20 protein-coding genes and 3 pseudogenes are annotated in these 25,972 nt (G+C 49.6%); 5 read left to right on the top strand and 18 right to left on the bottom strand.

What is annotated here, in order from left to right; all coding sequences use genetic code 11:
- Nucleotides 1–32: 32 nt before the first annotated feature.
- Together BWI93_RS00720 and BWI93_RS00715 are read right to left on the bottom strand one after the other, a co-directional pair.
- The gene (locus tag BWI93_RS00720; RefSeq protein WP_094808262.1) at nucleotides 33–425 is read right to left on the bottom strand and encodes a hypothetical protein; all 393 of its coding nucleotides are present in this window, start codon (nucleotides 423–425) and stop codon (nucleotides 33–35) included.
- Nucleotides 426–461: 36 nt separating this feature from the next.
- Nucleotides 462–1,717, bottom strand: a pseudogene (locus tag BWI93_RS00715) (sulfite oxidase).
- Between the two features lie 191 nt (nucleotides 1,718–1,908).
- On the opposite strand from BWI93_RS00715, the gene BWI93_RS00710 reads away from it, so the two are divergent.
- The gene (locus tag BWI93_RS00710; protein WP_094808261.1) at nucleotides 1,909–2,382 is read left to right on the top strand and encodes a DinB family protein; all 474 of its coding nucleotides are present in this window, start codon (nucleotides 1,909–1,911) and stop codon (nucleotides 2,380–2,382) included.
- A gap of 76 nt (nucleotides 2,383–2,458) precedes the next feature.
- Here BWI93_RS00710 and BWI93_RS00705 read toward each other — a convergent pair whose 3' ends face one another.
- The 3 genes from BWI93_RS00705 to BWI93_RS00695 all read right to left on the bottom strand — a co-directional run bounded on the left by BWI93_RS00705 (nucleotide 2,459) and on the right by BWI93_RS00695 (nucleotide 5,441).
- Entirely contained in the window at nucleotides 2,459–3,850 is a 1,392-nt protein-coding gene (locus tag BWI93_RS00705) for a HAMP domain-containing sensor histidine kinase (protein ID WP_094808260.1), read from the bottom strand.
- 100 nt (nucleotides 3,851–3,950) lie between these two features.
- A complete protein-coding gene (locus BWI93_RS00700; RefSeq protein ID WP_094808264.1) occupies nucleotides 3,951–4,634 on the bottom strand; it encodes a response regulator transcription factor in 684 nt (227 codons plus the stop codon).
- Between the two features lie 267 nt (nucleotides 4,635–4,901).
- Nucleotides 4,902–5,441 carry an RNA polymerase sigma factor gene (locus BWI93_RS00695; protein ID WP_094808259.1) on the bottom strand — a complete coding sequence of 180 codons (540 nt, stop codon included), beginning with the start codon at nucleotides 5,439–5,441 and terminating at the stop codon, nucleotides 4,902–4,904.
- Between the two features lie 146 nt (nucleotides 5,442–5,587).
- Here BWI93_RS00695 and BWI93_RS00690 point away from each other — a divergent pair, with 146 nt between their 5' ends.
- On the top strand, nucleotides 5,588–6,529 hold the full coding sequence (locus BWI93_RS00690; RefSeq protein WP_094808258.1) for an NAD(P)-dependent alcohol dehydrogenase: 942 nt from the start codon (nucleotides 5,588–5,590) through the stop codon (nucleotides 6,527–6,529).
- A 349-nt stretch (nucleotides 6,530–6,878) separates the two neighbouring features.
- Here BWI93_RS00690 and BWI93_RS00685 read toward each other — a convergent pair whose 3' ends face one another.
- From BWI93_RS00685 to BWI93_RS00665, 6 genes and pseudogenes are all read right to left on the bottom strand, one after another.
- Nucleotides 6,879–8,174 carry an amidohydrolase family protein gene (locus BWI93_RS00685; protein ID WP_094808257.1) on the bottom strand — a complete coding sequence of 432 codons (1,296 nt, stop codon included), beginning with the start codon at nucleotides 8,172–8,174 and terminating at the stop codon, nucleotides 6,879–6,881.
- A gap of 178 nt (nucleotides 8,175–8,352) precedes the next feature.
- The gene (locus BWI93_RS00680; protein WP_094808256.1) at nucleotides 8,353–11,424 is read right to left on the bottom strand and encodes an amidohydrolase family protein; all 3,072 of its coding nucleotides are present in this window, start codon (nucleotides 11,422–11,424) and stop codon (nucleotides 8,353–8,355) included.
- Between the two features lie 432 nt (nucleotides 11,425–11,856).
- Entirely contained in the window at nucleotides 11,857–12,303 is a 447-nt protein-coding gene (locus BWI93_RS28410; RefSeq protein ID WP_369679072.1) for a DUF3473 domain-containing protein, read from the bottom strand.
- Nucleotides 12,301–12,480 (bottom strand): annotated as a pseudogene (locus BWI93_RS28405) (polysaccharide deacetylase family protein); the annotation flags it as partial. The pseudogene BWI93_RS28405 and the gene BWI93_RS28410, both read right to left, overlap by 3 nt.
- A gap of 132 nt (nucleotides 12,481–12,612) precedes the next feature.
- Nucleotides 12,613–13,320, bottom strand: a complete 708-nt coding sequence (locus tag BWI93_RS00670; protein ID WP_255157664.1) for a glycosyltransferase family 2 protein — start codon at nucleotides 13,318–13,320, stop codon at nucleotides 12,613–12,615.
- Nucleotides 13,321–13,357: 37 nt separating this feature from the next.
- Nucleotides 13,358–14,551, bottom strand: coding sequence for a glycosyltransferase family 87 protein (locus tag BWI93_RS00665; RefSeq protein WP_094808253.1), 1,194 nt, complete (start codon nucleotides 14,549–14,551; stop codon nucleotides 13,358–13,360).
- 384 nt (nucleotides 14,552–14,935) lie between these two features.
- On the opposite strand from BWI93_RS00665, the gene BWI93_RS00660 reads away from it, so the two are divergent.
- The gene (locus BWI93_RS00660; RefSeq protein ID WP_141217301.1) at nucleotides 14,936–15,709 is read left to right on the top strand and encodes a hypothetical protein; all 774 of its coding nucleotides are present in this window, start codon (nucleotides 14,936–14,938) and stop codon (nucleotides 15,707–15,709) included.
- Between the two features lie 244 nt (nucleotides 15,710–15,953).
- Here BWI93_RS00660 and BWI93_RS00655 read toward each other — a convergent pair whose 3' ends face one another.
- Entirely contained in the window at nucleotides 15,954–18,716 is a 2,763-nt protein-coding gene (locus tag BWI93_RS00655) for a TonB-dependent receptor (protein ID WP_094808251.1), read from the bottom strand.
- Between the two features lie 136 nt (nucleotides 18,717–18,852).
- Here BWI93_RS00655 and BWI93_RS00650 point away from each other — a divergent pair, with 136 nt between their 5' ends.
- Both BWI93_RS00650 and BWI93_RS00645 read left to right on the top strand, forming a co-directional pair.
- A complete protein-coding gene (locus tag BWI93_RS00650) occupies nucleotides 18,853–19,104 on the top strand; it encodes a DUF6582 domain-containing protein (protein ID WP_094808250.1) in 252 nt (83 codons plus the stop codon).
- A gap of 216 nt (nucleotides 19,105–19,320) precedes the next feature.
- The gene (locus BWI93_RS00645) at nucleotides 19,321–19,731 is read left to right on the top strand and encodes a phage holin family protein (RefSeq protein ID WP_094808249.1); all 411 of its coding nucleotides are present in this window, start codon (nucleotides 19,321–19,323) and stop codon (nucleotides 19,729–19,731) included.
- A 285-nt stretch (nucleotides 19,732–20,016) separates the two neighbouring features.
- On the opposite strand, the gene BWI93_RS00640 is transcribed toward BWI93_RS00645, so the two are convergent.
- From BWI93_RS00640 to BWI93_RS00625, 6 genes and pseudogenes are all read right to left on the bottom strand, one after another.
- Entirely contained in the window at nucleotides 20,017–22,341 is a 2,325-nt protein-coding gene (locus tag BWI93_RS00640) for a prolyl oligopeptidase family serine peptidase (protein ID WP_369679071.1), read from the bottom strand.
- On the bottom strand, nucleotides 22,335–22,496 hold the full coding sequence (locus tag BWI93_RS29305) for a hypothetical protein (RefSeq protein ID WP_369679070.1): 162 nt from the start codon (nucleotides 22,494–22,496) through the stop codon (nucleotides 22,335–22,337). The genes BWI93_RS00640 and BWI93_RS29305 overlap by 7 nt, the downstream gene beginning before the upstream one ends.
- 388 nt (nucleotides 22,497–22,884) lie before the next feature.
- A complete protein-coding gene (locus BWI93_RS28400) occupies nucleotides 22,885–23,229 on the bottom strand; it encodes an EamA family transporter (RefSeq protein ID WP_255157666.1) in 345 nt (114 codons plus the stop codon).
- A gap of 473 nt (nucleotides 23,230–23,702) precedes the next feature.
- Nucleotides 23,703–23,795: pseudogene (locus BWI93_RS28395) on the bottom strand (EamA family transporter); the annotation flags it as partial.
- A 115-nt stretch (nucleotides 23,796–23,910) separates the two neighbouring features.
- Nucleotides 23,911–24,990 carry an LptF/LptG family permease gene (locus BWI93_RS00630; protein ID WP_094808248.1) on the bottom strand — a complete coding sequence of 360 codons (1,080 nt, stop codon included), beginning with the start codon at nucleotides 24,988–24,990 and terminating at the stop codon, nucleotides 23,911–23,913.
- A gap of 153 nt (nucleotides 24,991–25,143) precedes the next feature.
- Nucleotides 25,144–25,806 (bottom strand): metal-dependent transcriptional regulator, encoded by a 663-nt coding sequence (locus tag BWI93_RS00625; RefSeq protein WP_094808247.1) that lies wholly within the window; start codon nucleotides 25,804–25,806, stop codon nucleotides 25,144–25,146.
- Nucleotides 25,807–25,972: the final 166 nt, after the last annotated feature.

Here is a 25,972-nt window from a genome sequence, read left to right as displayed (position 1 = left end):
AAACTGAAAACTGAAAACTGAAAACTGAAAACTCACCTCAACCTATACCAACTCGGTTTCTCCAGCGGCTTCCTTCTTCCATCAAAGGTTTGTTTGGAAGGGCCGTAATACTTTTCCAGGTAATCCAGTACGGCCACTTCCGAGGGTCCCAGATCCCAGAGTTTATGGTATTTCTGCATCCAGCGAATCTTGTCCACCCAGCCCGTGCGGGTAAACTTGTTCTGCGTAATCAGCTTGCTGGAATGGCAGGCGGTACAATGGGCTTTAATCAGGGGCAGGTTTGAATCAACGGCCAGACCCGTTTCCGTATCCTTCTTCACAGAATCCGCCCACACCCGGCCTGTAGTAGCCTCCGCCGGAATCCGAGTCGTAAAGGCTACGCTCCCCAGCAACACAAATGCGGACAAAATGAGCAGGTATTTCATAGTCACAAGTCTTTCAACATTCCCAGTATACTGGGGTTAAACAATCTTTACCGCAATCCGGTGGCAGGAATTATTGATGTAGCCTTCTGGATTCCACTGGGGCATGACCATCGGTTGGCTCACCCCTTGCGAGTCCGTCGCCCGAGCCCAGACTTCGTAATAGCCTTTTCGGGGAAATTGTACGTCAGCGGACCAGTGTTGCCAGGCCAGACGGTTTTTCGGAGCCTGTAGCTGAGCTTTTTGCCAGGTGGCCCCAAAGTCAATCGACACGTCCAGGTTTTTTACTTCCAGATCACCCGCCCAGGCATGGCCCCGCAGTTGCAGCGTTTTTCCTAGCTCCAGCATCGCTCCGGTTTGGGGATACGTAATGAGCGATTTCACCGGCATTGATTCGATGATACGAAACTGATTTTCCGGCGGATCAACCCCGGGCTCTACGGGTTCAATGGGAACCTTATAGCTCTTGCCCGTCATTTTAGGGCCATCGTGTACTTTATTCCGAACCGCAATCGTATGGAGCCATTTGCCGGATACGGACGCGGGCCAGCCACCGATAACCAGTCGCAAGGGAAAGCCATGCACGACGGGAATGTCCTTTCCGTTCATGGCCCAGGCAATCAGCGTTTCGTCTTCCAGGGCTTTTTTGATCGGTACACCCCGCGAGATAACGACCTTACCCGGCTCCCGACTGGGGTGAATATCTTTTCCGTAGTAACCGATATAGACGGCATCATCTTTAATACCCGCATCGGCCAATATATCTTTTAGCCGTACACCCGTCCATTCCGCACAGCTGATGCCGCCCTGCGTCCACTGGTTTCCCGAGGTGCTGGGAAAGTACCCGGCCCGGCCATTTCCCCCGCATTCAAGCGTGAGTTGGTAGGTATGGACTTTAAAGCGTTTCTTCAGTCTTCGAGGGTGTACGTTTTTGTAGCCTTCACCGATTCCCCCTTGATGGTGAGCGTCCAGTTTTTGCTATCGATGGTTTCGGGAACGATGCCGTTATTCCGAATAAACATCTTCTCGGCGGGCGTCACGGCATCATCGAGTAAATGAGCCGGGGCTTCCACATTCCAGGGGCGGTCGTTGAGTACCACCATCTCCGGACTTTTCCCTTTCAGGGCTTCCTTGTCATTATCCAATGGATGTATTCCAAGCGGTACGTAACCCTTAGGCAGTGCATATACTAGTTCACTGCTCCATACCGAACCCATGACGCCTAGCACAGATTTTTTGAGGAAATTCCTACGGTTATTCACACGCATACTATTTTTATTCAAATTGTCATTCATGAGTTTCCCGAGCCTCTCAGGATCAGCTTTTTCCCTAACCAATCATTTCTCTAGTACTACCCAGCCCGCCTTGATAAACTAAACTCAAAAACGGTCTTTTTTGAGAAGAATCGACGCCAACTGGTTATTTTTCTTCATTTTCCATCCTATTGTTGCCGTATCATAACCTTACGACAAACGCCTCATCAATCATGCGAGTAGAAGTAGAACGTATTACTGGTTTATTACAAGCGATCTATGACGGAGAAGCCTGGCACGGACCCAGCACCCGTGAAATTTTGACGGACGTAACCGCCGAAATGGCGGTCTATCGCCCCTCGCCTCAGGTGCATAACCTAGCCGAACTGGTGGTTCACCTAACCAACTGGCGAGTATTCGCTCTGGAAAAACTAACGGACTCGGTTACTTACGATATTATTCTTAACTCCGAAGCCGACTGGCCCGTCATTAACGAACTGACCGAAGAAGAGTGGCAGGAAAAGCTGGAAAATTTACAGGATACGCAGGACGAATTGCTGGAAACCCTCAGTCGTATCCATACGCCCAAGCTTAGCGATCCCGTACCCGGTCGGCGGTATAACTACTATACGCTGCTGCACGGTTTACTACATCACGAAGCCTACCACAGCGGCCAGATGGCTCATCTGAAAAAAATGCTCGTCTAATTTTATTGAACAAAGCCAGAGTACGTGCTCTGGCTTTGTTCAACGTAGCATGTTAACGTTTCCGTACCTCTTTCTGTTATTGCTTTTCCTCATTGGTAGTTTTCAAACTTGACGTGGTGGGGAGTTTTAACGTAACCGTCGTTCCCTTGCCCACTTGCGACTGAAACTGGATGGTCCCCCCGTGCAAGCCGATAATCTTCTGCACTACGGCCAGACCAATGCCAAACCCACTGACGTTCGATACCTCATTACTGCGGAAGAAAGGTTCCATCAAATGCGGCAGATCGGTTTCGCTGATGCCCTGACCGTAATCGCGTACGGATAGCGTAATCATCTTTTCCTGACTCAGCAATACCTCTACGGGTCCTTCGGAATACTTGCAGGCATTATCAATCACATTCAGAATACAGGTAGTCAGTAAAGACATGTTCCCATACGTTTCAAAAAACGTGGTCGCATCCTCGGGCAACAGGCCAAAATCGTAACGAATCTGACGATTGGGGTACTTATTGTGCAGATGGGTCAGGGCGTTGGTTACGCAGTCATCCACTGAAATCACTTCCAGCCCCACCAGTCCCTCGCCCGTACGAGCCAGTGACAGCAAACTATTGGTCAGTGAAATCAGCTGCCGGATTTCTTCCATCGTCGACGCCATCGAAGCCTTGAGTTCCCTCGGATCTTCGTCGTAATCGTGGGAAATCTGAAGGGTACCCAGCATATTCGTCAGCGGTGTACGCAGTTCGTGCGAGGCGTGAGACACGAAACTACGCTGGGCTTCAAACGATTTCTGTAATCGATTGAGCATTTCATTGAAGGTCATGGCCAGGCGGGCAATTTCGTCACGACGGTTCCCTTCGTCGAGCCGTCGGTCCAGGTGCTGCACCGAGATCGTGTCTACCTCGTCCATCGCTTTGGAAATGGGCCGTAAAACCCGACGAGCAAACACGTACCCTACCGCCACCAGCAAAATCACACTTCCCAGATTGCCCCAGAGCATCAACTGACGCAGCATGATCAGACGCGTAAATCCCACCTGGTCGTAGCCCATCGCTACTACGCGGAATACCCGACTCGAGTCCTGATAGACCATCCCTACGGCTTCGTTTTCATCCAAAGCAACGTATACCGGTAGCGGCGTTTTCAGCGTTTTGATGAAATTCAGTACGCCCGACGTAGGTCGACCCCGGCGGTTGGTATACACCATCGTACCCCTTTCGTCAAAAATCATGATGTGCTCATCCACAATGGTAAGCATGTCGCTCTGCATGAGCTGATCGAAAAAATCATCGAACTGATGCCGACGATTAATCAGCAGACTCGCCGCTGTCTGGGCTTTTTCAGTCAGGCGGGTGCGGAAAATGACCTGCCTGTACAGCGAAAATGTCGAATACAGGAACGTTGAAAATAACCCCAGTACGCCCATAGTCAGAAGCGTAAAGAGGATGATGAGTTTGTTACGGATCAACATGCGAACGAAGCTTTCTCTGAGCCAGAAGACAGAAAGTCGTAAATCCGTACGCAACAGACTTACGACTTTCCTATTGGAATATAAACACGTTTAGAGATCACTATACCCCCTCTTCCCGTAGCACGTACCCCATACCAATGACGGTATGAATGAGCCGCTGGGAAAAGTCTTTATCGACTTTCTTACGAAGGAAGTTAATGTATACCTCAATGGTGTTGGTGCCGGTATCGAAGTGAAGATCCCAGACTTTTTCGGCAATATCCACCCGGGAAACAACCCGCCCCCGGTTTCGCATCAGGTACTCCAGCAGACTGAATTCCTTGGCAGTAAGGTCAATTCGCTTGCCACCCCGGCGGGCTACCTTTTCTTCCAGATCCAGCTCCAGATCAGCCACCTGCAATACATGTTGTGTCATCGGGCCCGCCTGACTGCGACGATGTAGTGAACGCAGACGAGCTAGTAACTCCCTGAATTCAAAGGGCTTCACCAGATAATCATCCGCTCCTGAATCAAGGCCGGTGACTTTGTCCTCCAGTTCGCCCAGGGCCGTCAGCATGAGCACGGGGGTATTGATTCCTTCGTTTCGGATTTTCTTTACTAAGTCAAAGCCATTCACGTAAGGCAGGTTGACATCCAGAATAATCACATCAAAAGATTCACTCAGGGCCATTTTCTGGCCAATCAATCCATCGTAGGCAACTTGTGCTTCAAAGGCCTCCGCTTCCAATCCTCGTTTGACAAAAGCCGCCAATTTAGGTTCATCCTCTACGATTAGTACTTTCATCGGTATCGTTGGTACATTTTCTTCCCGGAAAGTAGCAATATTTTGATAGAGCATCATCCGTTTCTGCTATTTATTGATTGAATGCATTCAGTAACAGCGAAACCAGTGACCCGATTAGCTTACATTTAATCCAGTCGCTGGTTTGTATTCGTTCCGTGATAGGTGTTGCTCAGCCCCTAGTTTCGCTTTCACATACGGTTCTGGTAACACCTACTCGTCTTTTATAGTGAAGGGCGAAAAACCTAGTATCTCCCTTCGTTAGTCTTCTTAAAAGTCATTCCGACGGCTTAAGATAAACCGTTCTACTTTCTGAACTGCCAGGTGATAATTCGCCTTTAGGGCTCCTACCGACGTTCCCGTTTGGGTAGCAATTTCTTCGTAGGGTAATTCTTTAAAGTACCGCAGACGGAAAACCATCTGCTGTTTTTCGGGTAGAGCGTCAATGGCCTGCTTAAGCCAAATGGTCACTTCTTCGCCGTTCCAGGTCGTATCTACGTCGGCAAATACGGGTCGGTTTTCCATTAGCTCCGTATCTGCTGGAATGCCCACCTGATGCTTTTGTCGACGTAAAAAATTTAAAGCCTCGTGCGTCGCAATGCGATACATCCAGCTGAACAGTTGTGAATCACCCCGAAAATTGGGCAACCCCTGCCATATCTTAAGTAGGGCGTCCTGCGTAACGTCACGGGCGTCTTCCGGATCGCGAACGTAGCGGCGGATGTGATAATTCAGTTTACGCTCGTATACTTTCACGATGGCATTGAAGGTACCGAAACGATTTTCAGGCTGGAAAGTGACCGTTTGCATAAGAATAGGCGTTGATCGCCGATTGACTGGGTCAAAGTTCCGCTCTAAGCGTTAAGGGGGATTTAAAGCGGCATTAAATCGCTATTAAAGTCTGTCTGGAACAACTTTAGTACGAGTCAAGGCTTTGATTAAAACCAATCCCTACCATGAAAGCAGCAGTTTTAGAATCATATGGTTCCGCCGATCAGTTCAAAATCAAGGAAGTATCTACCCCTGATTTCAAAGAAGGGCAAATTCTTATTCGTAATGAAGCCTCATCGGTTAATCCAGTTGACGCACTGGTACGGTCAGGCAGTTTGAAACTGGCTTCCGGACTGTTCGGACCACAAATTATTGGCAGCGATTTCAGCGGCACCGTCGTGGCTACCAAGTCCCCTAAGTTTAAAATTGGCGACCAGGTATTCGGCCACGTCAGCCCTATTACAGGCGGGGCCTACGCTGAGTACGTAGCGGTGGATGACAGCGTCGCTGCTCTTAAACCGGAAACTATTAGTTACGAAGAAGCGGGCTCCCTTTCGCTGGTAGCTACGACTGCCTGGCAGGGGCTTGTCGATGAAGGGAAAATTGAAGCGGGCGATCATGTGCTCATCAACGGTTGTACCGGTGGTGTCGGTAGCATCGCCGTACAGGTCGCCAAAAGCTGGGGAGCAACGGTCACGGGTTTGTGCAGCGGGAAAAATCTGGAAACGGCTCGTGAATTAGGCTGCGATATGGTGATCGACTACGAAAAAGAAAGCCTTCCACCCACCGAAAAATACGATCTGATTTTTGATGCGTCGGGTAAGTTCTCCTTTTCCGAAGTGAAAGGCCACCTGAAGGACGATGCATATTACGTAACCACGCGACCAGACGCCAAAGACTTCGGAAGTGCTGTAGAAACGGGTATCGATTTACTGTTTCGGAAACAGATGAAAATGTTTATGGCTAAGCCCAATGCCGAGGATTTGGAAAAAATCAAACTTCTTCTGGAGGACGGACATCTCAAACCCCTGGTAGCCCAAACCTTCCCACTCGAACAAATCGCTCAGGCTCATCATAAATTAGAAGAAGGACATTTTGTGGGGAAAGTGGCGATAAAGATTAGTTAGTTTACAGTTTGGGGTTTACAGTTTGGAGTTTAGGGTTTTGAGTGGCGACAGCAGCCATTCAGGCTTTCCCTTTGAGGTTCTCAGTTTACAGAACTGGCCTGCGTCCTCGATTGCAATTGGGACGCAGGCCAGTTCTGTAATCTATCTATCTAAATCTCTCACTTGATATGTCGCATCTAAGACGCGAGACCATCACCGCCCCGATTTATGACGGTCATTCCATGACGGTTATAAATCGGGGCGAGCGATGAGCGGTGTATCCTAAACGGCTGCGGTCACCACTCAAAACCCTAAATTCCAAACCCCTAACGGCCACTGAAAACAGCAAACCGAAAACGGTAAACTACCCTCACTTGCTGTATTTCTCCGAGAATGTCCGGTACAGGCGTTTCTGCTTATCATCCAGATTGATGGATTTACCCTGTACATAGGCCTGCTCCACTTTCGCAGTCCGCATATCCAGAATGTCTCCTGCGGAAACGATCAGGGTGGCATGTTTGCCTTTTTCCAGGGAACCCACCACTTTATCGATCCCGAGAATTTTGGCGTTATTGAGCGTAACCAGCTTCAAAGCTTCTTCGGGCGTCATGCCATGACCGCCTACCGTACCCGCCAGAAAAGGAAGGTTCCGCGTACGCCAGTTGAGTCCGACGTAACCTAAACCTACCGTCAAACCTTTCTGACTGAGCAGATACGGCAGTTTGTAGGGTAAATCCGTGTCGTCGTCCGTACGGTTGGGCAGTCGGTGCGTGGTATTGACGATAATCGGTACATTGTTTTCTTTCAGGAAATCAGCCGCCATGAGTGATTCTTCTCCACCAATGATGACAACTTTTTTCACCCCTTTGGCTTTGGCAAAGCGTACGGCTTCAATGATTTCCTTGCCATAATCGGCGGCGATGTACAGGTTTTTCGACCCATCAAACAGGCCCCGCATGGCTTCCAGCTTCATATTTACGGGATCATTGGCCGGAACCTGAGCATAGGCAATGGCATCGCCGAAAAACTTCTCCAGCTCCCGGAATTGCTCTTCGCGGCGGTCATTTTTGCCCACGCTAAAAGAGCCTGTCTCGAAGTTGTACCCCCGGCGGAAATAACCCGGCCAGTTGAGATGCACACCGTCATCTTTCTTCAGTACGGCATCTTCCCAGTTCCAGCCGTCGAGCTGCATGACTGAAGACATTCCGGAGATTATGCCACCCACGGGCGTCGCCTGCGTGAGTAGTATACCATTACCGCGAACCGTCGGAATTACTTCGGAATCAGTATTATAGGCAATCAGAGCCCGTACGTTGGGGGTATAATCGCCTACCTCTTCCTGATCGTTAGTCGCCCGTACAGAAGCAATTTCCACCAGACCTAATTGATTGGAAGGCGAAATCAGGCCCGGGTACACGTGTTTTCCCGTTATCGAAATGCTTTGCGTACCCGCGGGCAAGCTCGGCGTACCGCTGCCGACGTACGTAATTTTTCCCTTTTCAAAAATGACGGTTCCGTTCTGGATAACCTCGCCCGTCCCCACGTGAATGGTACCGCCCGTCAGAGCGATGGGATTCGTCTGGGGTTTGGCCGCCGCCTCATTCTGAGCCTGAGCCGTTTTCAATAAAGCACTGAACGCCAGTACTGTGAATAGTATTTTTTTCATATAAAGATCGTTGGAAAGTGACGTTTGAAGGGGTTTTAGGTTTGAAGGGGTTTCAAGTTTGAATAGGTGTCAGGTTCGAACAACATATGTCCTTCGCACCTTTTCGTAGCCCCGCTCCCATTTCAAACTTTCTTAAACCCTTTTCAAACTTCAAACCGCATCCCACCTCAAACTAGTTTTAAAAACCGCAGGAACCATCGCAGTTAAACTGACCGAAGAAACGCATGTGGCCTTCTTCTTCCGACAAACCACCGAGCGTATTGCAGTGGAAGTGACGCGGACGCTGTGCCGTGGGGCGTTGCGTAGCGGCACCGCTGGCTTTAGCCGTCAGTAACTTCTGAATCAGACGGTTGCGTTCCGTATCGATTTCTTTCCGTAGCGTTTTATCCTTTTCAATGTCAAAATAAATTGCTCCTTCAATGATGGTCTTTTCGGGTTTGGCGTATACCGACAGCGGGTTGTTATTCCAGAGTACTACATCGGCATCTTTACCGGCTTTGATACTACCCAGACGATTCTCGAGGTGCATCATTTTGGCGGGATTCAGGGTTACCATTTTCCAGGCCTCTTCTTCGGAAACACCGCCATACAGTACCGTTTTAGCCGCTTCCTGATTCAGGCGACGAGCCATTTCGGCGTCATCCGAGTTAATGGCCGTATTCACGCCCACTTTCGAAAGCATCGCGGCGTTGTACGGAATGGCGTCTTTCACTTCCATCTTGTACGCCCACCAGTCGGAGAACGTCGAACCGTTTGCTCCGTGGCTTTTCATCTTGTCGGCTACTTTGTATCCTTCCAGAATATGCGTAAACGTGTTGATGGTAAAACCCAGCGAATCGGCCACTTTCATCAGCATATTGATCTCCGACTGTACGTATGAGTGGCAGGTAATGAACCGTTTTTTATTCAGGATTTCTACCAACGCATCGAGTTCCAGATCGCGACGGGGAGCCGTCGTACCTGCTTTTTTCGAGGAACCATTGTATTCTTTCCACTCCTTCTCGTAAGCTTTCGCCCGAATGAAGGCATCCATCATCACCTGCTCCACGCCCATACGAGTTTGCGGGAAGCGTACGCGGGCGGCATCGCCCCAGTTGGCCTGCTTCACGTTCTCACCCAGAGCAAACTTGATGAACTGAGCTTCGGGAATCAGCAGGTTTTCGGGTGTTTCACCCCATTTTAGCTTGATGACCGCCGATTGTCCACCAATACAGTTGGCCGACCCGTGCAGCAGTTGCGAGGACGTTACGCCACCTGCCAACTGACGGTAGATGTTCACATCCTCCGAGTTGACTACGTCGCCCATCCGTACTTCCGAAGTAACGGACTGCGTGCCTTCGTTCACCGAGTACAGACCAATGTGCGAGTGCTCATCGAAGATTCCGGTAGTGAGGTGCTTGCCCGTACCGTCAATCACTTTCGCACCCGAAGGTGTAGAAAGGCTCTTGCCTACGCGGGCAATCTTGCCGTTTTGCAATAGAACGTCCGTATTTGGTACGATTCCATCTTTTTCATTCGTCCAGACCGTAGCGTTTTTAATCAGAATCGTTTCGGCTTTGGGCTTTTGTTCGGCACCATACGCCGTGAAGGGGAAAATCAGCTTACCCATCGGAGCCATAGCTTTACGAGCTGAATCCGGACGGGGCCGACCCACGGGCGGAGCCGAACGGTACGTCGCTACGAAGGTCAACGGATTACCCGCCGCATCGAAGCCATCGCCTTTGATATTCTTGCCATCATAATACGCCGCAATCCGGTTTTCACCCGTTTCCTGTTTGTTGAACTTAAACGAAAGGGTCAGCAGATCGCCCTGCCGAGTCACTTTCGGCGTCACCTTTGCCGTATCCACCAGAATCTGATACGTTGGTTTATCGATCGTACCTGTAATGTTCAATTTCAGGTTCTGACGTGACCCTACCGCGAGATCATACGAACCCCGGAAATCGCTGGCGTTCATGTCCGTTACGATGTAGCGGTTGCCTTTCACCCAGTTTTCGTACAGCGTATTTGATTCGCTGAACAGGCTACCCGAAGAGATCAGAAAATTCGCCAGCATACCCGGCTTTAGACTACCCACCAGATCTTCCACTTTCATCAACTGAGCAGGTACGGAAGTTAGAGCCGCCAGAGCCGCTTTCTCATCCAAACCCGCTTCAATAGCTTTACGAATGTTAGCCATGAAATCGGCTTTGTTGCGTAATCCCGACGAAGTGAAGCTGAACGTAATGCCTTCTTTCGCCAGTAAACCCGCGTTGGCGGGAGCCATTTCCCAGTGTTTCATCGCGGCTAAATCGACCACGCTGGCATCGAAGGGATCTTCTACATCCAAAGCCGTCGGATACGTTACGGGCAGAATCAGCGATAGTCCCGTCGCTTTGATTTCGGGCAGTCGCTGATACTCATCGCCGCTACCTTTGATGATGTAATTCACGCCAAATTCCTTGCCGATTTTCGCCGTACGCAGTACGCCCAGCTTGTCGGTTACTTCAAAAACCTGCGGTAAGGACTGGTTCTGGTTGAAAGCTTCCAGCGAAAGGTTCGTTTCCGTTTTTCCTTTCAGCCCTTTGTACCACTGAGCGTCGTAATACGTCTGACGAATCAGGGCTACCGAACCCATGAGCGAGTTGGGGTAATCCTGCGTCGAGGTTCCTTTGGAATACGAATAATGGGCCGAAACGTTGCCTTTCAGCAAAGCTTCCTGATCGCGACCGTCGAGCAGGGCCACCAGTGCGGACGTACCCCGAACGATTCCGTCCTGGGAGTGCGTGATGGCGGAGCCAAAACCGATTTTACGTAATTCAGCGGCTTCTTTGGCATCCGTAGTGAATACTTCAGCGGCCTTTAGTTCCGGCAATACCGCCTGATTCCAGCCAAAGGCTCCTTTCTTTTTGGATTCCATCTGCGGCGTTCCGCGACCCATGCGGCCCGCTTCACGCTTGACTTCGGGCATCCCGTAGGCGGCATATCCTTCCACGAACGAAGGATAAATTCGCTTGCCTTTGAGATCAATGACCTGCGTACCCACCGGAATTTTCACGTCTTTCCCTACGGCCTCGATCAATGCACCTTTGATGAGCAGCGTAGCCCCTTCCAACGTAGTCTGGGCATTGGTCATTATGGTTGCATTCGTAAACGCGACCCGATTGGGGCGGTCGTCCTGTACGCCATTCGTGGGGAACGTTGGCGTTTGAGCCATGCTTCGGACGCCGCAAAGGACGAGGCATAGCCAGAAAAGTACTCGTTTCTTCATGGGAAGATGAAGGATGTTGATGTGGAAAATGATACAAAAATCAAAGATAACCTTCTTGATAAAAGACAAAAGAAAGATTATCTAAACCGACGACGAGTAAAAGAAAAGTTGCGACGTCAGGCAGAAGTCCTAATTTTCGTGCTATTTTATATAGAAAAACCAAATTTGTATCGGGAATAAGCAAATCATCTTTGCATTCTTCTCCACAGTAAACTCTCAACACACGTTATTATGACTTACTGACTTTTAAGCTGGTTACGTTTGGAAACTTGCACCAGCGGCGTCTTTCAATTGAGTACTCATAACTCCCAAAGGGGTTCAATGCACATAGCCCCGTATGAAATGCGGGGTATCATGTCTTCCAACAAACGCAACGAACCGACGGCCTCTCTTCCATCGGTTCGCTTAACCACTTCCATACATTCTCTATTCTCAAACCATACTTGTCCGGATATATTCCTGACAAGTCATGAAAGAAGCTCCCTGCTTTTGTAGCGTCTGAATCAACTTTTCAAGGCGGGCCAGCAAAGCCTTGCCATCCACTCGCTTTACGTACCCAGGCAATTGATATGCCTGAATATTCGTGAATTCCCAGGGATGAAAATACAACATCAGCACCTTACGTTTTTGCAAAGTCCGTACAGCCCAGTACCGAAACAGAGCCGGAGGCAGGTTTTTGAACGATAGCCAAAATAAGGGCAATCGCAACAGGGGCGTCGTGGAACTGGGCAATTCGATCAGCTCATCCCGCACGTGTGGTTGCGGATTTTCGTGCAGCAGATTGTACCGTCCGGGTAAGTACGTCGGATTGACGGAAGCATCGTACTGAAACCCATACGCCCGCAATTTCCCCCGATCAAAGGGCTGTAGACGGGGCATACGAAAACCCGTAACTGGCTGACCCGTCAGTTCTTCCAGAATTTCCCTGGATTGCCGGATATCCTCCATCTGAAAGGTGTGGCGGGGCGAATGATACAAGGCGTGTGAAGCAATTTCATGATCGCGGGCCACCGCCTGTAGCAAGTCCGGGTTGACCCGTGCGTAGTGACCGGTCGTGAAAAAGTAGCCTTGATGTTGTACGCCGCCAGCAAGGCCAGTAAGGCCTCGGTTCCTTGTCGGGTCACTTCCATCTGCTCCGAATCAGGTACGGTCTGACCGTACTCCTCGGGAATATCGAATTCTTCGAGATCAAAAGTCAGCGTAACCGCCTGCATACGTTTCGGAGGAATGGTTGGTAGGAATGGATGGTTGCTGAACCGCTGCTCCGCGGCGATGGGCATAGATCCAGACTAAATTCAGTAACTCCCGCCAAATGGTTTTACTGGAAAAATCTGTAAAGACTAGATTCGGTTCGGGCTGTACGGGAATGGATTGGATTCCCACCTTTTTCCGCATCAATTTGTACATATACTCGATTTCGAATACAAACGAATTGGTTTGCGTTAAAAGTAAATCCTGTAGCACTTCGCGTTTCAACGCTTTAATACCCGCTTGCGTATCTTTTGTTTTGGGGGATAGCAACAAACTATTCAGCATTTTGAGGCCGTACGAAATAACCTTTCGCTTCAGCGGTAATTGTTTAAAGTAACTTTTCGTGCGGGCTCCGTATACGAACTGACAGCCTGGATTATCGTGCAAGAGCGAAACCATTTGTACAATGGGATCAATACCAAAGGGAAAATCAATATCCGTATACACGATGAATTCACCGTGCGAATACGCTGCCCCCTTCCGAATGCAGGAACCTTTGCCTTCATTCACCGGGTGATTTAGAAAGATAATTCCTTCTTCCTGGGTAATGCGATTGACTTCTTCCGTCTGCAAACGGGTGGAACCGTCATTGGAAAGGATAAACTCAAGTTCGTACGCTGGTAAAACTGCCCGCAGTTCCTGCATACGTTTCAGAATCAGATCACTCCAGCCACGGGCCGGATTATAGCACGGGAGAACGATACTGACTTTCTGAGATTCGGTGCTTACGTTGTTGAAGCCCACGACTAATTAATTCAAATTGTAAAACAAACCAGACCAGCGTGCAGGGGATCACCTTAATTAGATAAGGGTAGAAGAATGCTCTTCGCCACAGGGGCGGGTAAACATCGGAAGCCGAGAGAACGGTTAGAAAAAATACCAGTAGCGTGCAGAGAGTCGCCCAACGGGGATACCGTTCTTTTTCGAGTAAAATGTATAAGGCCGCACCTTGAACGGCAATGATATACGTCTGTGCTTCGGCCGCGTGATTGAACAGAATTACCCAGAGCAGTACATAAGCCAGTAAGCTTAAACGAATCGTTAGATTCAAGGGTTGAACCCGTGATTTCAGCCAGTAGATACTCCAGGTTGCCGCCAGTAGCAACACGCCCAGGATCTGTACGGTGCTAACGGCCTGAAACGCGGGCCAGATTAGCTTCAGCAAACCCATGACTGAAAAGCCATAGTTTACTTTATAATCCGCCTGCAAACAGGCAATCCACTGCTGATACACTTCCAGAAACCGATCCCAACCCAGTAATGGAAGTGGCAGGAGGTTTAATAACAAAAACCAGCCTATTGAACTAGCGATGTACCGACCGGGCCGGGGATAGAAGACAAACAGAGCCGCAAAAATGAGCCCGTAGCCCTTGATACAGAAGGCTAACAGCGGAAACAAAGCCGCCCTACCCGTTTTTCCGTTTTCCAGATTTGAAAAGGTCAGCAGACCCAGTGCCGTAATGAGCGGATTGGTTTGCTGGTAATGCAGAGCGAAACTGAGCTCGATGAAAACAAACCACCAGCAAAATAGCTTTTGCGAATGCGTAATGGGAAGCGAACGAATCGCGTAAAAGAGCACGTAGGAACTGATTACGGTCCAGATTATTAAACCAACCCAGATGGGCAGATAGGAAAACGGACTGAAAAACAGCGTAAAACTGGGATGGTACAGAAAAATATCGAAGTACTCGGAAGGATACTCGACGTAGGGATTCGTACCAGCCAGTACGTGCAGGAAAGACTGCCTGAAAATCAGGTAATTGTTATAGGACTTGGGGCCTTCAAAAATATGCTGCAAACCAATAATTCCGCCAAGCAGCAAAAAACTCAGAAGCACCGTTCCTTCTTTTGAAAAGAATGCTTTGATAGATTTCATAAATGGGGTGAGTAACGAATTGAGCAAATGTATTTTCAGGTCTGATAAATCGCTATTTTTTTCCTTTAATAAGAATTAAATTATTTTAATGTAATTTTTAATCTAATTCATTTCTCACTTTTGATTCTTCCGTTACGAACGTCGCTTAATAAGGGCATTCCAACCAAAAAATTCCTATATACGTCTCACTAACCCAGTGCACTATTAGCTCAATCAACCTGAAGCACCTTGCGTATGAAAAACATTTTTATTGTACTTTTCTTAGGAGTATTCTTTCTTACAACTAGTTGTTCACGGTTTCATCCATCCGTGCGATCTAGTTATTGTACGCCAGCCTTTAACCTAAAAAATACGCATGTTCCAAGCTCCAATGCGGACTCTCTTTTGCGTCGTGCGACGGACTTAATACCCTATTTCTCTGACCACGATATTTTGATGGCCAATGCTACGGGAACCTTGTCTTTTCTACACAAACTAGTTCACAATCAGTCTGATACTTCTCTAGAGGGAAAAGTTGAACGCCTGCACATCAAGAATGAATTACAGAATCGGCTGTTGCTTGTCACCACCGAACTGAATTCTTTCTCGGCTGAGCTGGATTGTGAAGGCGAACGGGCCGATCAGCTGGCTTCGTACCTGGATGAACGAGCCAACAACCGCAACGACGTGCTTACCGTAGCCTCAATTGCCGTGGGAGCCATTACGACCATCGCTACCGTTATCATTTCGTCCGATGCTACGCAAAACGCAGTGGGTTTAGTGGGTGGTTTGTTGAGTGGGGGTCTGGGGGGCAGTAGCTTGATTAAGGGTCGGAAAGTACCCTTCAATCATCCGAGAAATGTATTGAAAGACATTTGGGAGGTACCCCAGCAATCCACCATCTATACGCCTTTCATCTGGTACATGCTGAACGAAAAGAGCTTTAGTAACGAGCACAAACAAGGCATCATTCGTTCCATTCGCGATCGCTGGCTGACCTTACAGTTTGATGGTGAAACGGAAGGCCGGAAGCAAAACCTGCTTTTCGGTAAAGGCGGCAAGTACAAGGCCGATGATCTGCACGACCGGGCCGATTTGCTCAATCAGTTGCAATCCAGCATTCGTTCACTAAATCAGGATTTGCAGAGTTTTGTGTTATCGGTAAACCGGTTGCCGTAAGCTGTCCTGCGTGGTAATTAGTCGTAAATGCTATTCGCTTAAAGAGGCGAATACTGGTGCAGGTTTCCAAACTTGTACCAGGGGGTAAGAAACCTCTATCCATTGACCCTCGCCAACCCCGCAGGGGTCCAACAGGAATAGCCCCGTATGCAATACGGGGTAACAGCAAGCAGATATAAAATAAAAATCCTGCTTCATAAACCCAGAAAGAGCCGGAGCTTACAAAGCAGGATTCGATACTTCGTTACAGATTGATCTCTACCCGGCCAAAGACATAACGACCGTTGAAACCAAACTGATTAGCCGTACGCGAATACAGAAACTGACCACTGTTAGAGTTCGCCGCGACGGTCATACGGTCAGGATACACATCAAACAGGTTATTCGATCCGATGGTGATCCGAACGGGTTTGGCAATCGAGTATCCTACACCAATATCCGTAATAACTTTAGGCGTGTAATACTGTTGCCGCTCAATCGCATTGACGGCTTCGGTTACGCCACCAAAGTAATTATTCCGTAAAAAGACGTTGAACTTACCCAGATTGTACGTGAGTGTCAGATTCACTTTTTTGTTGGGAATGGCCCGTTCCAGGTAAATCCGGCTGGCATTACTGAAGTATATATCCTCTTTGCCCTGCAGCAACTCGGAGGCTTTTACCGCACCGACCTGCCGAGTCTGGAAGAAAGAACCCGCTAAATCCGCCCGCAAGGTTCCCCGCCCCAGTCGCTCGCTGTAGGTCAATACCGCATCGATTCCTTTGGTTTCCGTATCGATAGCGTTGGCGAAAAATTGGGCTCGGGTCGCATTAGCCTGTAAGAGAATGTCGTACAACTGCCGGTCGGCTTCCGAAGCATTGGCGGCATTACTTCCCGCAAACTGATCCGTGAAAATAACCCGGTCGTTGATTCGGGTGAAGTAGCCGTCTACGGTCACCTTGAACGACCCCAGATTCCCCGTTATACCTGCACTCACACTTTGTGATTTCTCAGGACGCAGACTCGGAATACCCACCAGTTGGGCCGCCCGGCTGTTGTTGGGAAATACGCCTACTTCATTCGCTACTCCATTCGTAAAGACTGTAGACGTATTTGTGTAATATCGCTGTTGCAGCGAAGGAGCCCGGAAACCCGTATTGGTCGAAGCCCGGACGGCGATCTGATCGGTGATTTTGTAGCGAAGCGAGATTTTCCCGTTCAGCGTCGAGCCGAAATCGCTGTAGTTCTCGTACCGGATGGCTCCATCCACCAGGAAGGCTTCACTTAGATTTAATTCAACCTCACCGTATGCCGCTACCGACGTACGATTGGCATTTACTGCATTCTCCGGCCGGAAGCCCGGAAACACCTGAGCCCCACCGGGACGTGGTGAACCATTGGGTCCAAACAGGGTATTGACCGGACCGGCTGGATCGGGAATCAGAATGGGTTTACCCGTGGCATCTACGCCAACCTGCCGGGCCGTACCGTAATTCGTATACGAGTTCGGATCACCGGGCAGCAGCTGGTAACGTTCGAAGCGGTATTCACTCCCAAACGCTAGATTCAACCCGTTCAGGACATCAAATTTTCGGGTAAAATCCAGATTGAATGTGTTTTGCGTAAACCGTGGACCACCTGCCCGGAATACCGTAGGCGACGCCGTCAGTAAAGAAGCATTGATCGAATTTTCAACCCGGAACTCAAACTGGTTTTGTCCCAGGGTATTGCTGAAGTCAATGTGCCAGTCGTTTACATCGCCCCGAATCCCTACGGAGACCGAGCGATCATAGATGTCCGACCCGATGTACGGCATAAAGCCCAGCGGGTAGACTTCCAGTACGTTTCGGGCATCATTGGGATACCGGTAAAAGCCGGGCGACAGTCCGCGACGATACCCCAGGCCCCCGAAAGAATAAATCTCGGCGTTGTTGCCCAGCGGTACGGCAGCATTGAAGAAAAACTGTCCGCTCCGGAACTGCGACTGTCCAACAATCAGGCTATAATCTTCACGCGTGGTGTTGGTGCGGGTCAGAAAGCCTTCGGTATCATCTACGCCGCCGGGATAGGTCGGGTAAATGACGCCATTATATACCCCTCCCCGGTTGGTCGGTTCGCGTTGGTCGAACGAACCGGAGAAGTTAATGTAACCGCCTTTTTCACCCAGCGGCAACCCGTAATTCAGTGCGACCTGCACGTTTTGTCCATCCTGAATATTCTTTCCGTTGCTCTGGGTGATGTAGCCGCCCGTCGTCACGTTGGCGTCGAAGTGGTTGACTGCACTTTTCAGAACAATATTGATGACCCCGGCAATAGCATCCGAGCCATACTGGGCCGAAGCTCCATCCCGCAAAATTTCAATCCGGTCGATAGCCGATACGGGAATCGCGTTCAAATCCGTTCCGACCGAACCCCGGCCTACCGTACCGTTCACATTTACCAGCGAAGACGTATGCCGCCGCTTGCCGTTAATCAGTACCAGCACCTGATCGGGACCCAACCCGCGAATGGAAGCCGGATCGATGTGGTCCGTACCATCGCCGAGCGACTGCGTGTTGGAGCTAAAGGAAGGAGCGGCGTAATTCAGAATCTGGTTGAGCGTCACCTGCGGAGCATCGCGGGTGAGTCGCTTCACGTCGAGTACATCGACGGGCACGGGCGAGTCGAGTTGCGTACGCGGTTGTGAGCGGCTCCCGATCACGACCACTTCGTTGAGTTCAACGCCGGGTTCCAGTACGAAATCAAGCGTGGCCGTTTCGCCCGCAGCTACGGTCACGGTTTGGGTCTGATTCTTGTACCCCACAAACCCGGCCATCGCCGTCAGTGTACCGGGGGATACCGAAAGGCTGTATTCGCCACTAGCATTGGTCAGGGCTCCCGAGCGGCCTACCGTAACCGTCGCTCCGACGAGGGCTTCGCCACCGGAAGTAACCTTGCCACGTAAGGTAGCCTGCTGGGCAAACGTCAGGCCCGGCAGCAGCATACCAATGAGCAAAAAGAAGAGTTTGGAAGTAATTAGGTGTTTCATAGAATGGAGTTTTGTTGCAAAACGTATACCTATTCGTTACTCGCAAAAACACTATACTAGCACGTTCCTGAACTAATCCTTGGCATGCCCTTTGTACTACTCAAGGTTATGATTTTCACCCTAACATGAAAAGACCATGAGCACGCACATTGATCGTCGGGAGGATGTCAATCCTGAAGAAGGCGAACGCAAATACGGCGATGTTCCTTTCGCTGATACCACCAATCATAAGTATCCGATCGATACCCCCGAACACATTCGGGCTGCCTGGAGCTACATTCATCATAAAGACAATGCAGCCAAGTATGATTCCGACGAGGTCGAACTCATCAAAGACCGCATCCGTCGGGCGGCTGAAAAGCACGACATTAGTTTGGAAGATGATTGAAAGGGCTAATTCCTTTAAGAGTGTATATACGAGAAAGCTTTCGATGGGTAAGATCTTGTGGTACAGCAATAGACATACTCAGTTTTCTGAAACTTAATCAGAACGTTTGCAAAATCATTGATGTGTAGAAAATATGACTCAGATTATGCAAAGTGGAATTTTGGTATGCCTTTGGTAGAGAAGCTGATATTTCAACCCTAGCTATAACTACTTAGTATGAATTTAATTCTGCATTTACTGCTCGACGCTGCCGTCATTTTTGGTTTAGCGTATGTCATGCCTCAGGTTGAGGTAAAAAGTTTTGGTAAAGCGTTGCTCGTCGCTGTGATCCTGGCTCTTCTCAACGTTACAATCGGCTGGATTCTCCGGGGCATTGGTAACCTGGTTACGTTCTTTCTTCTGTCATTCATCGTCCGTCTGCTTGTGACGGCGGTACTGCTCAAGCTGGTCGATTCGTTCATGAGCAGCCTGACCATCCGTGGTTTCTGGCCCGCTGTAGTCATTGCTCTGGGCGTAGCCGTTGCCGGGGCGGTTCTGGATCAGGTATTGACTCCAGCTCCCGCGGGCAATGGACGCATGGAAACAGCCCTACAATGGATATCCCAAACCCCTTTACTTAGAAGCTAACGTTTAGCGGATAGACTATACATAAAATCAAAAGAGCAGCGGGGTTCGCTGCTCTTTTGATTTTACTGACCACCAGGAAGGAATCTATTCATACCTCCATTTGTATGAATTTTCCAGGCGAGCGATCGCCGTACCAGGTGTATTTCATCCATTCATGGTATCCGGGTGTTCAGATCCGTACTCTTCCATTCCTGCGAGCTACCTTATCAGCTCCGGTTATTCAGCCATATATCTACAAAAGCGACCCGACAGGAATTGTCGGGTCGCTTTTACAAGTATGAAATCTTATTTTTCGGTTTTACCACCTACTGAACCAGCGGGCGTCGTTGCTTTACCGGCATTTTTCACGTACTTGTCTAACCAGCCATTCATCTCACTGAGCATGTGCATCAGCGATTCCTGCGAATCGTAGTGGTGACTTTCGTAAGGTAGAAACACCAGCTTGGCAGTAGCTCCCATGCCTTTCAGAGCGTTGTAATAACGCTCCGATTGGACGGGGAATGTTCCGGTATTGTTATCCGCTTCGCCGTGGATGAGCAACAGCGGCGTTTTCATTTTGTCGGCATTCATGAAGGGCGACATGCGGTTGTACACGTCGGGAGCCTGCCAGTACGTACGCTGTTCATTCTGGAAGCCGAAGGGCGTTAGGGTACGGTTGTACGCACCGCTACGGGCAATACCAGCCTTGAACAATTTACTGTGGGTCAGTAAATTCGCCGTCATGAAAGCACCGTACGAGTGACCGCCTACGCCAACCCGGCTCGAATCCACTACGCCCAGTTTTACTCCTTCATCAATCGCCGCTTTCGCCGAAGCTACGAGTTGTTCCACGTACGTATCGTTGGGTTCTTTGTCGCCTTCGCCGATAATGGGAATAGAGGCGTTATCCAGAACGGCATAACCCATGGTCACAAATGCAGCGGCACCCCAGAAACTAATGGCGTTGAATTTGTAGGGTGATCCACTGACCTGACCAGCAGCGTCCTTGCTTTTGAATTCCGCGGGATAGGCCCAAAGGAAGGTCGGCAACGGACCGTCTTCTTTTTTGTAACCCGCGGGCAAATACAGCGTTGCCGTCAGGTCCACGCCATCGTTGCGTTTGTAGCGAAGTACCTGTTTCTGAATGCCTTTCAATTGCGGATACGGATCGGGGAAGAAGCTCACCTGCGTAACCGCCGTTTCATTTTTCTTCTTCTTTTTCGCGTTGAAATTCAGGTTGCGGATGAAGTAATTCGGGTTTTGATCTACGGCTTCGCGACGGGTCAGCAGCAGTCCCTTTTCCGCACTCAGCAAACTCACCGGAATTTCAAAAAACGGAGCTTCCGAACGCCAGATGACTTTGTTCTCTTTCGTTGCCAGATTCAGTACGCTTACAAACGGACGATCGCCTTCGGGTGACGCACCGACGGTATTCGTAAAGTACAGTTCATTTTTGGCATTGATGTCGAGCACCTGACGACCGTACTGGTTTTTACGGGTCTCGGGCCGACCGGGATCGGAGTACTTATCTTCAAACGAACGTTCGAGCAATACGACCGGATTCGCCGGATTGGAAGGATTCAGAATCTTCGTCACCTGCTTTCGGGTAGCCCACCAGCGTTCCTGTACGAGAGCCGTATTGGCATTACCCCAGGTGACGCCACCAAAACGCAGAGCACTGGCGTACAAGTCTTTGGCTTCGCCCGAGAATGGAGCATCCAGCGTTTTCAGCACGTCACGAACGGCTACCTTCCGTTTGGCATCACCACCATCTTTAGGTTCTACCCAGGTTACAGTAGCCGGAACGTCGGCCCGCCAGTTGTAATTGCGTGGATAAGGAATCGTGGCATCCGAACCCCAGGGAGCATTTTCCACCAGCGGATTATCCGTCAGCGTTTTTACGAGTGAACCGTTGAGGCTGTATACATCGACCTTGGTCGGGAAGTACCGCATCGGAACGATGTAGGAGAACGGACGGTGTACGCTTTCCACGAGCACGTACTGTCCGTCGGGCGACGGCGTAGCATCCGTTACCAGTAAGGGCTGACCGATATTTTGTACCGAACCATCCAGTCCAAGTTTCACCACCTGAGCCGTGGCGTGGTACTCAAACAATTTTTCGTCGGAAGGATTTTTCAGCAAATCCTGGTACGTCGGAGCCTGTCCTTTTTTACCAAGGTTTTCCTGAATGGTCGGTCCCGAAGGTACCCGACTCAGGGCCGGGGCCGCTCCACGAGCATTCGGGACGGTCGTTACGATCAGGGATTTGGAATCGGAAACCCAGTTCAGCGGTGAACCTAAAGCAGCGTTTACGGCCAGATCAGAAAGTTTCTGAGCCGTAGCCGTAGCAACGTCAATTACGTAAAGTTCAATTTTGTTTTCGCTGGAATTCGTGAAGGCAATCTTCGTTTCATCCGGTGACCAGGTCAGGTTCGAAATAGCGGCTTTGGCGGGTAGTCCCTTCACCTGCATTTCTTCCTTGCCGTTCAGTTTGCGTAGTTTCAGATTGATGAGCGGAAAGCCACGACTGGGTCCGTTGTTGGCAGGATTGATCCGCAAGCCAGCAATCCGTAATTCCGGCTGCGACAATTCAGCGATGGAAGGATTGGCCGCTCGTTCGGTAATCAGCACCCAGTCGCCTTTGAAATCGACATTAAACCCGGCGTGGGGGGCGTGTTGACCAGATCAGCCAGGGCTTTGGGAGGCGTACGATAGCCGCCGTCCTGGGCGTATACCAGTTGCCCCATCCCCAAAGCCAGCAGTACAATAAGGAGTGGTTTTCTCATGGGAAAGTGAATGATGTAGAGATTTTACAGGTGTTTATAGCGGATGAGCGTAGGTTCGAAGGCAGGTTAGGGTTTGAATGGTGTTTGAGTTGGTTTGAATAAGGTTTGAAGTTTGAGTCAAGTTTAAGGTTTACGTAGAGGATAGGAGTGCCGGGCACTGATCCCGGAACAGCCGATTAAATACCTGCGACTTGAACTTTCCCCTAAAGACAAATGAACCTGAAACCGCTTCAGACCAAAAACCGATTTCAAACTTGAAACTGCTCTCAAACAGCTTCAAACCTGAAACCACTCAAACTATTTTCAAACATGAAAAAGCTTCAAACCCTCAGCTACCCGCAGACGCTTTTCAAACGTTCCAACCAATTTAACCACTCCTGCGAATCGCTTACGGGTTTATCGTCTCTTTCGCCCGCCGATTCGACCAACGGCTTAAAACCGGATACAACAATACGGCCCCTAAAATCAGGGAAGCCCCCGCGTAAAAGCCCGTCGTCATTTTTTCGGCATCGCCAAAAATGAAGAAAGCCAGTAGAATTCCGTAAATGGGTTCCAGGTTTACGGTCAGGTTCATCACAAAGGCCGTAAAGGTTTGAAACAACCGCACAAATGCCGCATAAGCGTATACGGTACACACGCCCGCCAGTACCACGACCCAAAGCCAGTCCCAGCCTGCGGCAGAATCGCTACGGGTTCTTCCGGAGCCAGTACGCCATAGTACAGGGGCAGAAATACGGCCGTGCTGATCCAGGCCCCGGTCATTTCATAAGCGGTAATCAGGCGGGGTTCTACCTGACGACTGAACATGGAGTTAAACACGGAAAACAGGGCCGAAAGGAAGGCCGCCGTTACGGACATGGCTAGACCCAACGCGTGATCGAATTCAAACAGAAAGATCAGATACAGACCCGCCATGACCAGTAATCCCAGGAAAATTTCAATGGGACTAATGCGACGCCGGGTAAATAAGGGCTCTACCACCGCCGTCCACAATGAACCGGTGGACATACCGGCCAGACACACTGAAACGTTGGAAACCCGGGCCGAGCCAAAAAATAGCAGCCAGTGAGCTGCTACGAGCGTGCCTGTCAGTAACAGTTTCACGACCGGAATCGGCTGCTGGGGCTTCGCCTGTTTCTGCCAACGCAAAAAGGCCCACATGCCCAGCGTAGCCAGCCCCGTACGCCAGAATACCAATGACAACGCAGGAATGGTAACCAGCCTTCCCAAAATGGCCGTAAAACCAAAAATCAGAACAATAAAGTGTAATTGTAAGTAGTCGCGAACAGTGGGCCTCATGGCAATCAGATCAAAAGAAATACGGCTCGACCATCGGCCGAGTTATAGGGGCGGTGAGAGGCATGAAGGAGTTAAACCGTAAAGATAAGGGGCTTCTTCCGGCGTCGGTATTTTTTTAACGCGGTACAGTGCGATACAGAACCAGTCCAACTACCGAAAAGACGATATTGGGTAACCACACGGCCAGGAAGGGATCAAAGGCCCCTTTTTTGGCAATACCGCTACTCATCATGAAAAACAGAATGTAGATAAAGGCCAGCCCAAAACCCAGAGCGATCTGGAAACCTACCCCACCCCGCGATTTCCGGGCGGAAACAATGACGCCAATAGCCGTCAGAATAACAATGGCAAAGGGGCTAGCCAATCGCTGGTATTTTTCGATCAGGTATAGTTCGACTCCTTCCGCTCCCCGGCTCTGAAGCTTCTGAATATGCTCATTGAGTTCGGTTAGCGTAAAGGTTTTCTCCAGATCCTGCGTGCTTCCAAAATCTTTGGGTTCCAGGGCCAGGGTCGTATCAATCAGCTTTCCGTAGGTAAGCTGTTCGCCGGTTTCGGTGATGGTACGGATGCTGTAATCCACCGCCGACCACTTGTTAATCTCTGGTTTCCAGACAATATACGAGGCTGCCAGTTTCTGTACCAGCTTATTATCTTCAAATTTTTCCAGCGTAAACTTATCGCCCTGCTGGGTGCTGTTGTTGTAACTCGCCAAGTACGCGTACACGTTCGGACCAACCTGGATGTGTACATCGCGTTTGTCGTAATAATACGTCCCTCCCTGCACGTACTTCTGCTCGAAGGCCAGTCGCTTTTTATCGGCTGTCGGAATGACATAGGCCACCAGATAGAAAATCACCCCCGCGATGAGCGAGGCCGCCAGCAGGTACGGTCGCATGAAGCGAAGAAAACTGACGCCCGTACTAAAAATGGCAATAATCTCGGTTTTAGCCGCCAGGTTGGCCGTAAAGAAAACGACCGTAATGAAGACCATCAGCGGACTTACGTAGTTGGCCCAGAAAATGGCTAAATTGACGTAATACACCAACAACAGATCGTGCGTGGAGGGCTTATTACGAATAAAGTTTTCGACCTTTTCGGTATAGTCGATCACCAGAATAATCAATGTCACCAGCGAAACGACAAAAACGTAGGTCGTCAGAAATCGCTTGAATATATACCAGTCGAGTATTTTCACGGCTCCGGGGTCACGGTTCGGGGAATTCTGTACGCGAAACTAAAACTACTTTCGCAAAGCCCCTTCTTAAAAAATGCAAATAACGTAGGCTAAAAAAACGGACGACCCTACGCTAATGAGCAGCAACAGAAATTTTAGTGAACAGGTTCTGGCTTAAACCTTCGTCTGCACCAGAATATTACGGGCCACTTCATAGCTCACAAAAGAAGGATGAGCTTCGTTAATCTGGATCGTCATCGAACGGTCAAACTCGTTGACTTCCAGTACCTGTACCAGACTTCCGGGAATGAGCCCTGATTTACTCAGAAACTGCAAAAACGGAGCCGTATGCTCCGATACGCCCATCATGATAACTTCCTGCTGAACAGGCACTTCGGCTAATTTCTCATATTCAGCGGAAGGCATTCGGCCCGAAGCCGTCGGGATCGGATCGCCGTGTGGATCGGACTCTGGAAAATCCAGAAAAGCATCCAGTCGATTGATGAGTTCTTCGGAAGCAATGTGTTCAAGTTCTTCGGCAATCGGGTGTACCTCATCCCAGCGAAAACCCAGCTTTTCCACCATAAAGACCTCCCACAACCGGTGCCGTCGGATCACCTTCAGGGCTTCCTGCTGACCTTCTTCCGTAAGCCGAACGCCCTGATACTTTTTATAATGGATCAGATTTTTTTCTGCCAGTTTCCGTAACATATCCGTCACTGACGCCGCTTTCGTCTGCGTTTGCTCCGCCAGGGCGTTCGTACTCACCTCTTCGTAGCCGGGCCCTGAGAGATGGTAGATCAGTTTCAGATAGTTTTCTTCCGTTAATGAAGCCATTCGCAAATTCAGTTGGCTACAAAGGTACTTTTGAGGAAGTCAAAAATAAAAATTTAGGGCACCCTAAAAAAATGTTTTGATTTTTCGAAACCATCTTTACATTTGCTTCGTTTAACCTTGGATTGCAGCATATTAGATTTCTGCTTCGTTGAAAATGGATACACCA

Origin of the sequence: Siphonobacter sp. BAB-5385 (assembly GCF_002261125.1) — a bacterium.
Lineage (GTDB): Bacteria > Bacteroidota > Bacteroidia > Cytophagales > Spirosomataceae > Siphonobacter.
Note: the sequence above shows the minus strand (reverse complement) of the source record. Positions and strands in the feature narration are given on the sequence as shown.

Bases quoted from the DNA above. Each gene is read 5' to 3' on its own strand.
- BWI93_RS00670 (WP_255157664.1), bottom strand. From the start codon at position 13,320: ATGCAGGAACTGCGGGCAGTTTTACCAGCGTACGAACTTGAGTTTATC.
- BWI93_RS00720 (WP_094808262.1), bottom strand. From the start codon at position 425: ATGAAATACCTGCTCATTTTGTCCGCATTTGTGTTGCTGGGGAGCGTA.
- BWI93_RS00685 (WP_094808257.1), bottom strand. From the start codon at position 8,174: ATGAAAAAAATACTATTCACAGTACTGGCGTTCAGTGCTTTATTGAAA.
- BWI93_RS00700 (WP_094808264.1), bottom strand. From the start codon at position 4,634: ATGAAAGTACTAATCGTAGAGGATGAACCTAAATTGGCGGCTTTTGTC.
- BWI93_RS00680 (WP_094808256.1), bottom strand. From the start codon at position 11,424: ATGAAGAAACGAGTACTTTTCTGGCTATGCCTCGTCCTTTGCGGCGTC.
- BWI93_RS00690 (WP_094808258.1), top strand. From the start codon at position 5,588: ATGAAAGCAGCAGTTTTAGAATCATATGGTTCCGCCGATCAGTTCAAA.
- BWI93_RS29305 (WP_369679070.1), bottom strand. From the start codon at position 22,496: ATGAGAAAACCACTCCTTATTGTACTGCTGGCTTTGGGGATGGGGCAA.
- BWI93_RS00695 (WP_094808259.1), bottom strand. From the start codon at position 5,441: ATGCAAACGGTCACTTTCCAGCCTGAAAATCGTTTCGGTACCTTCAAT.
- BWI93_RS00625 (WP_094808247.1), bottom strand. From the start codon at position 25,806: ATGGCTTCATTAACGGAAGAAAACTATCTGAAACTGATCTACCATCTC.
- BWI93_RS00705 (WP_094808260.1), bottom strand. From the start codon at position 3,850: ATGTTGATCCGTAACAAACTCATCATCCTCTTTACGCTTCTGACTATG.
- BWI93_RS00650 (WP_094808250.1), top strand. From the start codon at position 18,853: ATGAGCACGCACATTGATCGTCGGGAGGATGTCAATCCTGAAGAAGGC.
- BWI93_RS28410 (WP_369679072.1), bottom strand. From the start codon at position 12,303: ATGCCCCGTCTACAGCCCTTTGATCGGGGGAAATTGCGGGCGTATGGG.
- BWI93_RS00665 (WP_094808253.1), bottom strand. From the start codon at position 14,551: ATGAAATCTATCAAAGCATTCTTTTCAAAAGAAGGAACGGTGCTTCTG.
- BWI93_RS00710 (WP_094808261.1), top strand. From the start codon at position 1,909: ATGCGAGTAGAAGTAGAACGTATTACTGGTTTATTACAAGCGATCTAT.
- BWI93_RS00655 (WP_094808251.1), bottom strand. From the start codon at position 18,716: ATGAAACACCTAATTACTTCCAAACTCTTCTTTTTGCTCATTGGTATG.
- BWI93_RS00645 (WP_094808249.1), top strand. From the start codon at position 19,321: ATGAATTTAATTCTGCATTTACTGCTCGACGCTGCCGTCATTTTTGGT.